The sequence below is a fragment of the Alteromonas sp. K632G genome (assembly GCF_017653625.1).
GTDB lineage: Bacteria > Pseudomonadota > Gammaproteobacteria > Enterobacterales > Alteromonadaceae > Alteromonas > Alteromonas naphthalenivorans.
This window is the reverse complement of sequence record NZ_JAGGDM010000007.1, coordinates 1-16,865: the sequence shown is the minus strand read 5'-3', so window position 1 is coordinate 16,865 and position 16,865 is coordinate 1. Positions and strand designations below refer to the sequence as shown.

12 protein-coding genes are annotated in these 16,865 nt (G+C 43.2%); 4 read left to right on the top strand and 8 right to left on the bottom strand.

What is annotated here, in order from left to right; genetic code table 11:
- Position 1 precedes the first annotated feature (1 nt).
- The 7 genes from J5X92_RS08290 to gyrA all read right to left on the bottom strand — a co-directional run bounded on the left by J5X92_RS08290 (position 2) and on the right by gyrA (position 10,640).
- Positions 2-2,341 (bottom strand): PilZ domain-containing protein, encoded by a 2,340-nt coding sequence (locus J5X92_RS08290; protein ID WP_013784166.1) that lies wholly within the window; start codon positions 2,339-2,341, stop codon positions 2-4.
- 152 nt (positions 2,342-2,493) lie between these two features.
- Entirely contained in the window at positions 2,494-2,781 is a 288-nt protein-coding gene (gene ihfB, locus J5X92_RS08285; protein ID WP_013784167.1) for an integration host factor subunit beta, read from the bottom strand.
- 76 nt (positions 2,782-2,857) lie between these two features.
- Positions 2,858-4,528 carry a 30S ribosomal protein S1 gene (gene rpsA / locus J5X92_RS08280; protein ID WP_013784168.1) on the bottom strand — a complete coding sequence of 557 codons (1,671 nt, stop codon included), beginning with the start codon at positions 4,526-4,528 and terminating at the stop codon, positions 2,858-2,860.
- A 121-nt stretch (positions 4,529-4,649) separates the two neighbouring features.
- Positions 4,650-5,321, bottom strand: a complete 672-nt coding sequence (gene cmk / locus J5X92_RS08275; RefSeq protein WP_013784169.1) for a (d)CMP kinase — start codon at positions 5,319-5,321, stop codon at positions 4,650-4,652.
- Between the two features lie 157 nt (positions 5,322-5,478).
- Positions 5,479-6,759: a 3-phosphoshikimate 1-carboxyvinyltransferase gene (gene aroA / locus J5X92_RS08270; RefSeq protein WP_013784170.1), complete on the bottom strand. Its 1,281-nt coding sequence runs from the start codon at positions 6,757-6,759 to the stop codon at positions 5,479-5,481.
- Between the two features lie 2 nt (positions 6,760-6,761).
- Positions 6,762-7,847 (bottom strand): 3-phosphoserine/phosphohydroxythreonine transaminase, encoded by a 1,086-nt coding sequence (gene serC / locus J5X92_RS08265; protein WP_013784171.1) that lies wholly within the window; start codon positions 7,845-7,847, stop codon positions 6,762-6,764.
- A gap of 96 nt (positions 7,848-7,943) precedes the next feature.
- A complete protein-coding gene (gene gyrA, locus J5X92_RS08260; RefSeq protein WP_208805383.1) occupies positions 7,944-10,640 on the bottom strand; it encodes a DNA topoisomerase (ATP-hydrolyzing) subunit A in 2,697 nt (898 codons plus the stop codon).
- Positions 10,641-11,064: 424 nt separating this feature from the next.
- Between gyrA and ubiG the strand changes: the two genes are divergently transcribed.
- The 4 genes from ubiG (at position 11,065) to yfaE (ending at position 16,208) form a co-directional block, all read left to right on the top strand.
- Entirely contained in the window at positions 11,065-11,769 is a 705-nt protein-coding gene (gene ubiG, locus J5X92_RS08255; RefSeq protein ID WP_126873195.1) for a bifunctional 2-polyprenyl-6-hydroxyphenol methylase/3-demethylubiquinol 3-O-methyltransferase UbiG, read from the top strand.
- A gap of 554 nt (positions 11,770-12,323) precedes the next feature.
- Positions 12,324-14,645 (top strand): class 1a ribonucleoside-diphosphate reductase subunit alpha, encoded by a 2,322-nt coding sequence (nrdA, locus tag J5X92_RS08250; protein WP_208805381.1) that lies wholly within the window; start codon positions 12,324-12,326, stop codon positions 14,643-14,645.
- 86 nt (positions 14,646-14,731) lie between these two features.
- Positions 14,732-15,862, top strand: coding sequence for a class Ia ribonucleoside-diphosphate reductase subunit beta (gene nrdB / locus J5X92_RS08245; protein WP_208805379.1), 1,131 nt, complete (start codon positions 14,732-14,734; stop codon positions 15,860-15,862).
- A 73-nt stretch (positions 15,863-15,935) separates the two neighbouring features.
- A complete protein-coding gene (gene yfaE / locus J5X92_RS08240; RefSeq protein ID WP_013784176.1) occupies positions 15,936-16,208 on the top strand; it encodes a class I ribonucleotide reductase maintenance protein YfaE in 273 nt (90 codons plus the stop codon).
- Positions 16,209-16,265: 57 nt separating this feature from the next.
- Here yfaE and J5X92_RS08235 read toward each other — a convergent pair whose 3' ends face one another.
- Positions 16,266-16,814 carry a HAMP domain-containing sensor histidine kinase gene (locus J5X92_RS08235; protein ID WP_348272388.1) on the bottom strand — a complete coding sequence of 183 codons (549 nt, stop codon included), beginning with the start codon at positions 16,812-16,814 and terminating at the stop codon, positions 16,266-16,268.
- Between the last annotated feature and the right edge of the window lie 51 nt (positions 16,815-16,865).

Below are 16,865 nucleotides of genomic sequence, written 5' to 3'. Positions count from 1 at the left end.
GTTAGGCGGTGGCTTCATCTTCTGATAAAGGGCGCTCTTGCTTTGCAATTAATTTGGCCATAACCAAGTCGTGATGCAATGCAGACATATTAGTCACAAAAATACAGTGTGTATAGCCAGCTTGCATGGTTTCTAATTTATCGTACATTGCCTTATCAAGTTTAGACAGCTGTGCTAAGCGCTTCTTTGTCAGCGGTGTAGTGGCGCCATAACAGCGTATAGCCGTTACATTAGTGGCACTCACCTGCACTTTTTCTTCTTCTAGCTGATTTTGAATTTGCGTGCGTAATTTAGAATAAAGAAAATCGCTTTCTTTTATGTATACCAAGCGATTGTCGCTTTTACGTACACAATGCACCACTAGATTGTTTTCAACATCGCCTTTAAACATGGCTTCAAGCATCATCGATTTAGGCTTAGCTACCGCTTTATCAGCAAAAAAGCCATGTAATGGAATAATATTTGCCGTACGAGAAAATGGGTACAAGTCGTCAGATGAATCGCTTTGATATACGGTTTTAAGTCTATCCAGAATATGCCTGTTCATGACGCAAAGCACAGAAAGCGAAGGCATATGGCGTACGGCTAGTTCCCAAATGAATCGATGGGTTGAGCGTTGAATACGCGCAATGTCTCTTATTTTGAAATACGCGGTATTTTCTTCAACCATGGCGTCAACATTTGCCCCAGCTTTAGATTTTTTCACATCTTCTAAGCATAAGCGCACAACGCCTGACGCAGCGTCATAGTGAACAACCTTATACCTCTCATTTTTAATTTTAAGATCTGGTACCGATACCCGTACATCGCTTTGCAGCTCAGTGCCTGGGGCAACCATTAACTTCATACCACTGGCAGATAAATCGGCAACACGTACATTAATTGAAGATAGCAGCCCTACTTTTATCATGGCGACTTTATCGATGATATAGCGGGTCTCAGAACGCCTATCAAGATCATCTTCCATCACGAAATCGATGGACCAGTTGTCGCCCGTAGCCCGCAGCGTTTTCGATAAGGGTTTAAAATCACACTTTTCGCTGAGGGTTAAATTAGTAAGGTACATAGAGATATCTCGGCAGTACATTACATGGCTTAACGCAGCAAGATGTTCAAATTCTTTGCTAGGGATGTCATGAATAGCGAATGCTTTTACTTTATCTTCTCGGCTTACCTCTTCTAAGCGGCACTGCGTGCAAGTAAACTCCCCACTTTTAACCAGTAGATAAACGATGGCATTGAGTTGCCCAAGTTCTACAAGTTGGCGATGGGTTGCAGTGATAGTAATTTGACCGCTTTTGGTTTTAATCACACCATGGAAGATAAAAGCTTCATTGTACTTATGTAATTCTTGGACCAAATTTTCAAAATGCGTTTTGTCTTGCAGACTCGCTAGTAGCTTCTCTGAATTATTGTTGTCCACATTCGCTTTAGTAAATAGCGCAATAATTGGCTTAAGCGATTTTTGATGGGCAGAAAGAAAAACTGGCAACCAGGGGCTGTTTTCTAAAATACGGTCGCGTTCGAGGTCTTGCATGGCCCTTTCAATTTCTAAGTCTCGCTGCAAAGGCTGTTTATACGACGTGCCTTTAATGTAGCGCTTCAAATTATTAAGCAGGCTAAGATCGGTTTCTGATGAAACCGTAAAAAATGACTCGTACTTACCTAAGTGCTTATTGTACTTAATGGCATCGAGTTCGTAGGTAATTTCAGTCGGTTCGGTGGTTAAGCCCATTACTTCGGGTATAACGAAGGTAATAATATCCCCGGTGGAAACGTTAGGCGGTCGTTTTGTTTCAACAGCAATACCGGTAAAAGAAAGGGAGCTTACGGTGCAATGCCTCCCCTTTTCAAAATCTACGGAAGACACGGTGAAGTTGGGTCTTACAGCAATGTCGTCACCAAAATCTATATCAGTAAATGACTGGCTTTCTACATTAAATGCTTCAACAATTTTTTTAAATTGATCGCGCTTAATTTGTGTTTGATAAAAATCGGAGTTCATCACCGATTCAAACACCCCTACGGTATATCGTTCTTGATATAAGGCAGTTTCATTTTGAAGGATTTTAGCGCCCACTTTGTCTAAACGCATGGGGATGCCAAAATGTTTAAACTTCATGACAGGGAATTTCGCGAACGCAGAATTGTCCGCAGATGCATCAGTTAAAGACGTAAGCCTAACGACTTCCTCTTTAATGATTTTGCGGATATTGCCTGGGAGCCGCTTTGAAAATTTATTAATACCTTCCAATAAGCGATTATCTTGCTCATAAGGAATTAAGGCACGAATAAGCGGCTGATACTGCTTTATGATTTGTTGTTCTTCGCCGGCCGACATTGGTACACCATGCACCGTATTTAATTAACTACAATCTATTCAGATTTGAAAATAAAACCTGCATCCAGATATAAATTTAAACTTAAGTAACGAATATACCAAATTTTTTTTAATAGATATAAAAAAACCGCAACATGTGCGGTTTTTTTTATTTAAGCTATGGAGGCGTCTACTCTTTCTCGAAGCTCTTTTCCTGGCTTAAAGTGAGGGACATATTTGCCATCTAACTCTACTGTTTCGCCAGTTTTCGGGTTACGTCCCACGCGCGGAGCGCGGTAATGTAATGAAAAACTGCCGAAGCCTCGAATTTCAATCCTGTCGCCTTTTTGAAGGGTCTGGGCCATCTGTTCGAGAAGTTCTTTAATTGCCAGTTCAAGATCTTTTGCAGGAATTTGACGCGCTTGATCCGCGAGCCGTTCAATTAATTCAGACTTGGTCATACTAACCTCGTTTCAATATTATCGTTAAACAGCTACTGCGAACAAGGGAGTGCAAGACACTCCCACATATAGCTTATTATTCGCCTTTAGCAGCTTTAAATGCTTCTGCCATTGCGCTAGCAAAACCAGCATCTTCTTGCTGATTAACCTTGTCGATAGCTTCTTTTTCGTCAGCCTGATCTTTTGCTTTCACAGATAGGTTAACGGTGCGGTTTTTACGGTCAACGCCCATAAATTTCGCTTCGATGCTGTCGCCAACGTTAGCAGCTTCAGTTGCGTCTTCAATACGGTCAACAGATAAATCTGCAACGCGAATGTAGCCATCAACTTCTTCAGAAAGGTTAACTGTAACGCCTTTAGCGTCAACTTCAGTAACCGTACCTACAACGATAGCACCTTTCTTGTTATCTGTCAGATACTTGTTGAAAGGGTCTTCTTCGATTTGCTTAACGCCAAGAGAGATACGCTCACGCTCAGGGTCAACTTGAAGAACAACAGCTGAGATTTCGTCGCCTTTCTTATAGTCACGAACAGCGTCTTCACCAGACTTGTTCCAGCTAATGTCAGAAAGGTGAACTAGACCGTCGATGCCGCCGTCAAGGCCGATGAAGATACCGAAGTCAGTAATAGACTTGATCTTACCAGACACTTTGTCACCTTTTTCGTGTGACTTAGCGAAAGTTTCCCAAGGGTTGTCGATGCACTGTTTAAGGCCTAGAGAAATACGACGACGTTCTTCGTCGATTTCAAGAACCATAACGTCAACTGTGTCACCTAGGTTAACAACCTTAGATGGGTGGATGTTCTTGTTAGTCCAATCCATTTCAGAAACGTGTACAAGACCTTCAACGCCGTCTTCGATTTCAACGAAGCAGCCGTAATCGGTAAGATTCGTAACCTGACCAGAGATCTTAGTACCTTCTGGGTAACGTGAAGCAATTTCTTGCCATGGATCGTTGCCCATTTGCTTCATGCCAAGAGAAACACGTTGCTTCTCTTTATCGAACTTAAGTACTTTAACGTTGATTTCGTCACCAACATTTACGATTTCACTTGGGTGCTTAACGCGCTTCCAAGCCATATCGGTAATGTGTAGTAGACCGTCTACGCCACCAAGGTCAACGAATGCTCCGTAATCAGTAAGGTTCTTAACGATACCTTTGATTTCGTGGCCTTCTTCAAGGTTAGCAAGAAGAGATTCGCGCTCTGCGCTGCTTTCTGCTTCAATAACGGCACGACGTGAAACAACAACGTTGTTACGCTTAGCGTCAAGTTTGATAACTTTAAATTCTAGCTCTTTGCCTTCAAGGTGAGTTGTGTCACGTACTGGACGTACATCAACCAATGAACCAGGAAGGAAAGCGCGCACTGTGTTAACTTCAACAGTGAAACCGCCTTTAACTTTACCGTTGATAATACCTTTAATGGTAACTTTATCATCGTAAGCTTTTTCCAGCTCAACCCACGCTTCGTGACGCTTCGCTTTTTCGCGAGAAAGGATTGTTTCACCGAAACCATCTTCTACTGCGTCTAGAGCTACATCTACTTCGTCACCGATAGCGATTTCAAGCTCGCCTTCAGCGTTTTTAAATTGGTCAGCTGGTATAGCACTTTCTGATTTCAAGCCTGCATCAACAAGAACGATGTCTTTGTCGATAGAAACTACAGTACCTTTTACAATTGAACCTGGACGTGTTTCTAGTTCTTGTAAGCTTTCTTCAAAAAGTTGTGCAAAATTTTCAGTCATAAGGTTTAAATTAACTTTAAGTTGATATCCACGCTTCAAATCCGGATAACGTGGGGTTATTAGTAAAAGCCGCCACTCCCTGTGGTAGCACTGCTTTGAATACCTTAAAAACTCACCTTACTTAAAGGCGCGAATTGATGATATCCATCGCTTTTTCAAAGACTTGGTCTATATCCAAGTCCGTTGAGTCTATAATTACCGCATCTTGAGCCGGTACCAATGGCGCCACTGAACGTTGTGTATCTCGCTCATCTCTGGCCTTGATATCGGTTAAAAGGCGCGCAATATTAACATCCATACCTTTAGCTTTCAACTGGCTATAGCGACGTTCAGCACGGGCTTCGGCGCTAGCGGTAAGAAATATCTTCACTTTTGCGTCGGGGAAAACCACTGTACCCATGTCTCGACCGTCGGCGACAAGGCCAGGATCTTGTTGAAAAGCACGTTGACGTCGAAGCAAAGCTTCACGAACGCGAGGTAACGCGGCAACCTTCGATGCAACACTACCCACTTCTTCAGTACGAATGTCGTCAGTTACGTCTTCACCTTCCAAAATGACACGTGTGGTGTCTTTGTCAGTTTCAAAACTTACATCAAGACCCGTTGCTAACGGAACAACACATTCTTCATCGTCGCACGGTAAGTCGTGGTGTAGAGCTGCGACAGCCAGAACACGATAAATCGCGCCGCTATCTAAAAAGTGCCATCCAAGCTTCTTTGCGAGTAAGCTACTTAACGTTCCCTTACCTGCACCGCTGGGACCGTCAACCGTGACTACGGGTGTAGAATGCATACCTGCTCCAGAATTTATAAAATACGTAAAAATCGCGCGCAATTATACGCGTTAAGTAGAGATAAGCAATGCCATCGAGCGTTGATGGCATTGTACATAAGGCTAAATTTCGTTTTAAAAATAATACGCTATGAACGAAATAAGGTCTTTTTTCAGACTAAGAATAGAGTGTGGCAAACCGTGTGAAGTAATCAGGGAAGGTTTTGCGGGTACAACCTGGGTCGTTAATGGTTACCGGCGTATCACTGAGTGCTACTAGCGAAAAGCACATGGCAATGCGATGATCGTTATAGGTATCAATGGCAGCATGCTTTAACATATCCGTTGGCCATACTTTTATATAGTCATGCCCTTCTTCTACTTCTGCACCCAACTTTCTAAGCTCAGTGGCCATGGCGTTTAAACGGTCAGTCTCTTTTACTCGCCAGTTGTAGATGTTAGTAATACTGGTTGGCCCTTGTGCAAAAAGTGCAGTAGTGGCAATGGTCATGGCCGCATCAGGAATATGGTTCATATCCATGTCTATACCCTTAAGTGGAGCCCCTGTTACTTCCACATATTCATCATGCCAAGTGATTTTAGCGCCCATGGCTTCAAGCACATCGGCAAAGCGAATATCACCTTGGATGCTATTTTTACCAATTCCGGTTACGCGTACCGTGCCGCCTTTAATGGCGCCGGCTGCAAGGAAGTAAGAAGCCGATGAAGCATCACCTTCCACCATAAATTTACCTGGCGAACGATATGATTGCCCTGCACTAATGGTGAATGTTTGATAGTTATCGTTGTTTACTTCAACACCAAACTTCGCCATGGTATCTAGGGTAATATCGATATACGGTTTTGACACTAATTCGCCTTTAATACGAATGGTCACGTCACCAGTAAACAAGGGTGCAGACATTAATAGTGCAGTCAAAAATTGACTCGACACACTACCGTCTACTTCCATTTCACCGCCGGATAACGTCTTACCCTTAATTTGTAGCGGAGGAAAACCGTCGTTTTTAAGGTATTCAATTTCCGCGTTACCCATGCGTAATGCATCAACCAAATCGCCTATAGGGCGCTCTTCCATGCGCGGCTCACCGGTAAGTACGACTTCTACCTTACTTGCAGCGAGTGCAGCGCATAGTGGGCGCATTGCCGTACCTGCATTACCTAAGAAAAGTTCTAATGGCTCGGCAACTGAAAACGCCCCGCCGTTACCCACTACTTTACAGCGAGTTTTATCTTCACTAAGTGAATAAGTAACGCCAAGTTTGGTTAGCGCATTTAGCATATGCTCAATATCTTCACTATCAAGCAAGTTTGTTAGTTCGGTTTCGCCTTCAGCTAATGCAGCAAGCAGTAATGCTCGGTTCGACAGGCTTTTAGACCCAGGAACGTTTACTTCCCCTGATACTTTGCTAATAGGTTCTAATGTTAACTGTTCCATGACTACCCGTTTACTCGTTCAAATTCACGCATAAATTCTACTAACGCCATCACCCCTTCAACGGGCATAGCGTTATAAATGCTAGCACGCATTCCGCCTACAGAGCGGTGACCTTTTAATGCCATTAAACCAGCATCTTGTGCTTGGCGTAAAAATAGCGCATCTAATTCTGGGTTAGCCAACTGAAACGGCACATTCATTTTAGAACGATTGTCTGGGTGTACTTGGCTAGCATAAAAATCAGAGCTGTCGATAGCAGAATACAACAATGATGCTTTTTCGCTGTTGCGTTTTGCCATAGCATCAACGCCGCCCATCTCTTTGAGCCACTCAAACACTAACCCCGCCAAATACCACGAGAACGTGGGCGGCGTGTTATACATAGAATCAGCTTTAGCGGCTAATGCGTAGTCGAAAATAGACGGTGTTTCTTTACGAGCTTTGCCCACTAAGTCTTCACGAACAATCACTACCGACAAACCACTTGGGCCTATATTTTTCTGCGCACCGGCGTAAATAAGACCGTGTTTAGCAACATCAACAGGCTGAGACAAAATAGTAGAAGACATATCAGAAACCAGCGGTACATCGCCAGACTCTGGTAACCAATCGTAGGCGATACCGTCAACGGTTTCATTCGGGCAGAAATGATAATACGCTGCAGATTGATCTACATTGGCCAGTGAGGGTTGCGGCATGTAATGCAAACCCTCTTTTTTAGAAAGCTCGCCTACCACTACAGCATTATTGTATTTCGCAGCTTCACTCACCGCACCATCAGACCAAGACCCACTGACTAAGTGAAGACTGGTGTCTGAAGCAGACGATAAATTAAGGGGAACCGCTGCAAATTGACCACGTCCACCGCCATGGGTGAAAAGAACATGATAATTTTTAGGAACCGAGAGTAATTCGCGCAAATCTTGTTCAGCTTTGGCTGCTATCTCGATGAAATCTTTTCCGCGGTGACTGACTTCCATTACCGAGCAACCTGAGTCGCGCCAGTTAGTAAATTCAGCTTGTGCTTTTTGCATTACGGCTTCAGGCAACTTTGCCGGGCCAGCGCTAAAATTGAAAACCTCTTTCATTGCGTTTTTCAACACCTATAAAATAACAAGCGGCCTAAGCCGCTTGTAATAAAGAACACCGATAACTGCCCGCTTTTAAATTAAGCGGGCAATACCCTACTCTTCTGTCGTTGAGCTGTCGCCGTCTTGTGCAGCGTTTTCTTCTTGCTCAATAGGTTCTTCTATAGCGATTGGATTGCCATCTTCATCTAACTCTAGCAATTCTTCTACTACTTCTTCTATACGTTGTAAGCCAACAACGTGTTCATTCTCAACAGTACGGATTAAGCGAACACCTTGGGTATTTCGACCTACCACTGATACTTCACCAACGCGGGTACGTACTAAAGTACCTTGGTCAGAAATAAGCATGATTTCATTGGCTTCATCAACTTGAACCGCGCCAACCACTTTACCATTACGCTCAGAAACCTTAATCGATACTACACCTTGTGTAGCACGGCTCTTCGCTGGGTAATCTTCAAGCGGTGTACGTTTACCAAAACCGTTCTCTGTGGCAGTAAGGATAGGACCATCACCACGAGGTACAATTAGGGACACAACGCGTTGGTCGTCTTGTAATCTGATACCACGAACACCGGTAGCGGTACGACCCATTGGACGTAGTGCTAATAGTTCTTCGCCAGTTTCAGCATCTAATTTAACGTTACCTGTTTCGCTTTCACGCAGTTTTTCGTTAAAGCGAACCACTTTACCCGCGTCTGAGAACAACATAATGTCGTCATCACCATGGGTAATGTCAACACCAATTAGTTCATCACCTTCGTTCAAGTTAACAGCAATGATACCGCTTGAACGTGGGCGTGAATAAAGGCTTAAATCGGTTTTCTTCACCGTACCGTTAGCCGTCGCCATTAATACAAACTTACCTTCTTCAAATTCTTTGATAGGTAGAATTGCAGTAATACGCTCGTTATCTTCTAAAGGAAGAATGTTTACAATTGGACGACCACGCGCGTTACGGCTCGCTAACGGCAATTGATACACTTTCAACCAGTACAAACGGCCACGGGTTGAGAAGCAAAGTATGTGGTCATGAGTATTCGCAACGAGTAGCTTCTCAATGAAATCTTCATTCTTCATCTTGGTAGCGGATTTACCACGGCCACCACGACGCTGAGATTCATAATCATTAAGTTTTTGATACTTCACATAGCCTTCACGAGACAAGGTAACTACAACGTCTTCTTGTTCGATTAAGTCTTCAATATCAATATCGTGACTAGCAGCAGTAATTTCAGTACGGCGCGCGTCACCAAATTCGTCACGAATTTTCTCAAGCTCTTCTTCAATCACTTCCATTAATCGCTCTGGGCTATTAAGGATGTGAAGTAGTTCAGCGATAACGTCTAGAAGCTGTTTATATTCTTCAAGAATTTTTTCGTGCTCAAGACCAGTCAGTCTGTGCAAGCGAAGGTCTAGAATAGCTTGTGCTTGTTGTTCGGTAAGGAAGTATTGTCCGTCACGAATACCAAACTCAGGCATTAACCAATCTGGGCGTGCAGCATCATCACCAGCACGCTCAAGCATTTGCGATACATCGCCTAAATCCCACCCTTGTGCCACTAACGCTTTTTTCGCATCAGCAGGGCCAGGTGAGGCTTTAATTAGCTCAATAATTGGGTCGATGTTGGCTAGCGCAATAGCTAAACCTTCAAGGATGTGTGCACGATCGCGAGCTTTACGTAGTTCAAATACCGTTCTGCGGGTAACGACTTCACGGCGATGCAGAATAAAGGCTTCTAAGGTCTCTTTTAAGTTAAAGACTTTAGGCTGGCCGTTATCTAACGCAACCATGTTAATACCAAATACCGTTTGTAACTGCGTATTGGCATATAAATGGTTAAGTAGTACTTCCGCTGATTCGTTACGTTTTACTTCAACAACAATACGCATACCGTCTTTATCAGACTCGTCACGTAGTGCAGAAATTCCTTCGATACGTTTTTCTTTAACTAGCTCAGCAATTTTTTCAATAAGGCGAGCTTTGTTAACCTGGTACGGAATTTCATTAATGATAATGGTTTCTTTACCGTTATCTTCCGTTTCAATTTCCGCTTTGGCGCGCATGTATATTTTGCCGCGACCGGTACGGTAAGCGTCATCAATACCTTTACGACCACTGATCATAGCGGCAGTTGGGAAATCAGGACCAGGGATATGAAGCATTAAGTCATCAATCGTAATTGATGGGTCTTTAATAAGGGCAATACAGCCGTTGATAACTTCCGTTAAGTTATGTGGCGGAATGTTAGTTGCCATACCTACCGCGATACCAGAAGAACCGTTTACCAGTAAGTTAGGAACCTTAGTAGGTAACACTTCTGGAATGTGTTCAGTGCCATCGTAGTTAGGTACGAAGTCGACGGTTTCTTTATCGAGGTCGGCAAGAAGTTCGTGGGCAATTTTTGCCATACGTATTTCGGTGTAACGCATCGCAGCGGCTGAATCGCCATCTACCGAACCAAAGTTACCTTGGCCGTCTACCAACATATAGCGAAGTGAGAATGGCTGGGCCATACGTACAATAGTATCGTATACCGCAGAATCACCATGTGGGTGATACTTACCAATTACATCACCTACCACACGGGCAGATTTCTTGTATGGTTTGTTGAAGTCGTTTTTCAGTTCGTTCATTGCGAACAGCACACGGCGGTGTACAGGCTTCAAACCATCTCTCACGTCAGGCAATGCTCGCCCGACAATAACGCTCATCGCGTAATCGAGATAGGAGTTCTTTAACTCTTCCTCAATATTAACGGGGAGGATTTCGTTAGCGTTATCAGACATAAACTGCTTAATCCCTTTTTTTCGGTTTGTTCTGCATTATCTATCTAGCTCAATCTACACAATATAGAGAAGCAAACGATAGATTTGCATTGTTATTATGGGCTCATAATCTTGCTTCGAGTGTAACACTTGATGACACATTTATGTAGCGCTTAATTGCCCTTCCTTACGTACTCGTTAACAAGCGATTATTTTTCGTTCAAGCAGGCACTCGAAACTGCATTCAAGTGCCAAAAACGATGCCTTAACGCTGGTTTTGCGTTATGTTATTGCTCTTATATAGGTAGTGTTTAATTAATCGCAGATAGCTTCTATCTGTCGAGCGGCATCAGTCATGCGCGTTCTTTTGCAAAATCGGTATATAAAAATCGATGTTATAAATTAGTGCAAAACAATAAGCAGGCGCAGAAAGGAAAAAATATAAATGACAAACGTTGATGAGCAGGAAATTGATAAGTTTTCAGAGTTAGCCTCACGGTGGTGGGATCCTGAAGGTGAGTTCAAACCCCTACATTTAATTAACCCACTTCGTTTAGATTTTATTAACCAACACAGCAATGGCTTGTTTAACAAGAAAGTGGTGGATATTGGTTGTGGTGGCGGCATATTGGCTGAGTCTATGGCGAAAGCCGGTGCTGAAGTTGTTGGGCTCGATATGGCAAGTGCGTCTTTAGAAATTGCCAAGCTTCACGGTTTAGAGTCGGGCATTAATGTTGACTACCACTGTGTTACCGCTGAATCCTTCGCAGACAGTCATGCAGGCGAGTTCGATGTAGTGACTTGTATGGAAATGCTTGAACATGTTCCCGACCCTGCTTCGGTAGTGCGAGCTTGCGCTAAATTAGTTAAGCCTGGTGGCCATGTTTTCTTCTCTACATTAAACCGAAATATAAAGTCTTATTTGATGGGGATCGTTGGCGCTGAGTATTTATTAAAGCTGGTGCCAAAAGGCACTCACGATCATTCTCGATTCATTAAACCTTCTGAACTTATGCAGATGACAGATGATGCCGGTTTGCTACCACGAGATATGACCGGCTTACATATGGACCCGGTTTCCCAGGGCTTTTATCTTTCTGACCGCAATGTAGACGTTAACTACCTACTATATACGGTGTCGCAAGATTAATTAGCACTACATATTGGGGTTTGATGATAATTTCAACACCACATATCGTGTTTAGGTGTTAAGTACGATATTAAGTTAAATTATTTTAAGCCTCGATCATTTTTTCGAATAGTACTTGCAATCAGTATATTTAAGGCTTGTAGAAAGCTAAAAAGTTAGTCACTACTAACCTAAAATCCGTGCCAGTTTAAGTGGTCGTTTAAGCACCAGATATTGGGTTGCATTGTGAGGCAAACCTCACTATCTTGTGTTTAATCCAACGCGGGATCCCGAAGCGAATTTTTTGGAAATTATTGAGATCGACAACGATCCTTTTACTGCGTTTATTCGGATGATCAGACAAAACATACTATTAAAGAAAAGCATTCAGCGGCATCTCTCAAACTTATGCGCTAATAAGTTTAGGGTTGGTCGTGGTTAGTTGTGTATTTCGCGCAAATGGTCTTACGCAGATGTATTACTTCGCAGCGAAACAACTAACTTAAAAAGAATACACATTATAACAGGGTGATATACCCACGCCTCGCGCGCTAACAGACAACGGCCAGAGTAACATGAATAATAGTTTATCCGTCACCAAGCGAAATGGTGAGCAAGAATCCATCGACTTAGAAAAAATTCATAAGGTGGTGACATGGGCTGCAAAAGGACTTGAAAACGTCTCAGTTTCACAAGTTGAAATTAAAGCTCAAATTCAGTTTTTCGACGGTATCAATACCAGCGAAATCCATGAAACCCTTATCAAATCAGCTGCAGACTTAATTTCTACCGACGCGCCTGATTACCAATACTTGGCAGCTCGCCTTGCTATTTTCCACCTTCGCAAGAAAGCCTACGGTCAGTTCGAGCCCCCTGCACTGTTCGACCATGTCACTAACATGGTTGAGATGGGCAAATACGATAAGCATTTAATTGAAGATTATACTGCTGAAGAATTTGCCGAGATGGATACCTATCTCGATCATTGGCGCGACATGAACTTCAGCTACGCCGCCGTTAAGCAGCTTGAAGGTAAGTACCTGGTTCAAAACCGTGTAACCGGTGAAATTTACGAAAGTGCCCAGTTCCTTTATATCTTGGTAGCAGCGTGTCTGTTCGCTAACTACCCGAAAGATACCCGTATGAGCTACATCCGTCGTTTCTACGATGCCGCTTCTACGTTTAAGTTATCACTACCTACGCCAATTATGTCTGGCGTACGTACCCCTACTCGTCAATTTAGCTCGTGTGTACTCATTGAAACTGGCGATAGCCTTGATTCAATTAACGCCACCGCTAGCGCTATCGTTAAATACGTAAGCCAGCGAGCAGGTATCGGTGTGAATGCTGGCCGTATTCGCGCACTAGGTAGCCCTATTCGTGGTGGAGAAGCTTTCCACACAGGTTGTATTCCTTTCTATAAGTACTTCCAAACAGCCGTTAAAAGCTGTTCGCAAGGCGGTGTTCGTGGTGGCGCAGCTACTTTGTTCTACCCACTATGGCATATGGAAGTTGAATCGTTATTAGTGCTTAAGAACAACCGTGGTGTAGAAGAAAACCGCGTTCGTCACTTAGACTACGGCGTTCAGTTCAATAAACTCATGTATCAACGCATGATGAAAGATGACTATATTTCATTATTTAGCCCATCTGACGTACCTGGCCTATACGATGCGTTCTTTGCTGATCAAGAAAAGTTCGAGCGTTTGTATGTGCAATACGAAAACGACGACAACATTCGTAAAAAGCGCATTAAAGCCATGGAGCTGTTTAGTTTGTTCATGCAAGAGCGTGCAAGCACAGGTCGTATTTACCTTCAAAACGTTGACCACTGTAACACGCACAGCCCGTTCAACCCTGAAGTGGCACCTGTACGTCAAAGTAACCTTTGTCTTGAAATTGCATTGCCTACTAAGCCTTTGCAGCACGTTAACGACGAAGAAGGTGAAATTGCCCTTTGTACGCTATCTGCCTTCAACTTAGGGGCAATTAAGTCACTAGACGAATTTGAAGAATTATCAGACCTAGCAGTACGTGCACTTGATAACCTACTCGATTACCAAGACTACCCCGTACCAGCGGCATATAATGCCACTATGGGTCGCAGAACCTTAGGTGTGGGCGTTATTAACTTCGCTTACTACTTAGCTAAAAATGGTGTGAAGTATTCAGACCATAGCGCTAACGGCCTAGTTCACCGTACGTTTGAAGCTATGCAGTATTACCTACTGAAAGCATCGAACAACCTAGCGAAAGAAAAAGGCGCGTGTCCTAAGTTTAACGAGACGACTTATTCGCAAGGCATTATGCCTATCGATAGCTACAAGAAAGATCTTGATGGCGTATGTAACGAGCCACTTCATTACGATTGGGATGCCCTTCGTGAAGAAATCAAGACTCACGGATTACGTAACTCTACCTTGTCTGCGTTAATGCCTTCTGAGACATCGTCTCAAATTTCAAACGCAACAAACGGTGTTGAGCCGCCACGTGGCTTTATTAGTATTAAATCAAGTAAAGACGGCGTACTTAAGCAAGTCGTACCAGAGTACGAACGCTTAAGAGATCAGTACGAATTGTTGTGGGATATTCCTTCTAACGATGGTTACTTGCAGCTAGTAGGTATTATGCAGAAGTTTATCGACCAAACTATCTCTGCTAACACCAACTACGATCCTAGCCGTTATGACGGTAACAAGGTTCCGATGAAGCTGTTACTGAAAGACCTATTAACAACGTACAAACTGGGCGTAAAAACCCTGTACTACCACAACACACGCGATGGTGCGACAGACGCTTCAGCATTAGATGTTAAGGCCAATGAGCCGTTACCTCGTCAAGAAGAAGTGGTTATAGAAGAAGACGATGATTGTGCAGGCGGTGCGTGCAAAATATAGCACGCGCCCGCTTTTGCGAAATCGGTATCGCAGCAAGAACATAAATAATAAAACGCGTTTATCATTAAGTTTTTAGTTAGGCACTCATGAAATATACTACGTTTAATCAGCAAAGTACCAACCCATTGGTTGAACCTATGTTCTTCGGTAACCCGGTGAATGTAGCCCGTTACGACCAACAAAAGCATGCCATTTTCGAAAAGCTTATTGAAAAGCAAATTAGCTTTTTCTGGCGCCCTGAGGAAGTAGATGTATCTCGCGATCGTGTTGATTTTCAAAAATTAACCGACCCTGAAAAGCACATCTTTATTTCAAACTTGAAATACCAAACCCTATTAGACTCGGTTCAAGGCCGCAGCCCTAATATTGCCTTTCTACCTATCATCTCCTTGCCTGAGCTTGAGACCTGGGTGGAAACATGGTCTTTCTTTGAAACCATCCACTCTCGCTCTTACACGCACATTTTGCGTAACTTGTTTTCAGATCCTAGCGACATTTTTGAAGACATTGTGGTTAACGATGAAATTAAGCGCCGTGCCGCCGATATTTCGAAGTACTACGACGACCTTATTTTTGCCACTCAGTTATGGCAAACACAAGGTGAAGGTGTGCACACAGTTGATGGCGTGCCACATACCATCAACATGTACGAGTTAAAGAAGAAGCTTTTCTTGTGCATGAACTCAGTGAATGCTTTAGAAGCCATTCGTTTCTACGTGTCGTTTGCCTGTACGTTTGCCTTTGCGGAACGCAAGTTGATGGAAGGTAATTCAAAAATTATCCGCCTGATTGCCCGTGATGAAAACCTACATTTGTCTTCTACCCAACATATTTTGAATTTGTGGGCACGAAGCAAAGACGACCCTGAAATGGCGCAAATTGCCGAAGACTGCAAAGAAGAAGCACGCGCTATCTTCATGAATGCCGTTGAGCAAGAAAAAGAATGGGCTGATTACCTATTCCAAAACGGCTCTATGATTGGCCTTAACAAAGAAATCCTTTGTTCTTACGTTGAATACATTGCGAATCAACGTATGACGGCTATTGGCCTAGATGCACCATTTGATATCAGCAGTAACCCTCTGCCGTGGATGAATAACTACCTTAACTCTGACAACGTTCAGGTAGCACCACAAGAGTCTGAAATTAGTTCTTACTTGGTAGGTCAAATTGACTCTGCGGTGAGTGAAGACGATTTTGCTGATTTCGAACTGTAGCGCTAAGCTGATTTTAAGCGCTAGCGTTAACAAATCACACTATAAAAACGCTGAGAAGTAGCGCCAAAAAATAATGAGCACAGCTGATAAAACACTCCGCATCGACGTTGTTGATGTGGGGTGTATTTCTTCCCCCCCTGATACTACGCTTCTTACCGCCCTTGAAGCCGCTAACATCAATATTCACTACCATTGCCGTGAAGGTTTTTGTGGTGCGTGTAGAACTAAGCTGATTGAAGGCGAAGTAGAATATACTACCGATCCTCTCGCCTTTATTGATGATGACGAAATTCTTCCGTGCTGCTGCGTAGCCTTATGCCCGCTTAAAATCAAAGTGCCTTTATAATCAAAGCAGCTTTATACCAAGCACCGTTATAATCAACCTACCGCTATAAACCTAACTTTAATGACTATTCGCTAACGTAAGTTCAAAGCTAAAACACGTGCCCTTCCCTAACTGGCTCTCTACCCGTAAGTCTGAATTTAAAAGCGCCATAAGCTTTTTGCAAATAGCCAAACCTAAACCTGCGTGGCTACACGTATCTTTTTCTGTATTACTGGCCTGATACCTAGCATCAAAAATGTACGCTATTTCTTTATCGCTAATTCCAATGCCAGTATCACGAATATCTACCCTAAGCTTATCGTTATGTAACACCACAGCAAGGTCTATGCTGCCATTTTCCGGGGTATGGCGGATAGCATTGGCAATAAGGTTCGTAAGCACGCGCTCAAGCTTACCAATATCAGCAAACACGTAGTATTCAAAGTGATCGGGAATAACTTTAATGGCGATATTTTTTTGTTTCGCGTCTAGTTCGAACTTTGCGGCCACATCATGCAGTAATTCGCCTAACGGGAAAGACTCTTGATGCAAAGTAACTTGCCCGCCTTCTAAATACGCCAGCTCGAATATTTGGTCGATATGACGTGCTCCAATAGATTCACACACCCAGTTAAGAGATAATTATCTCAACTGGAGTGTATATGAAAACCCGAAAAA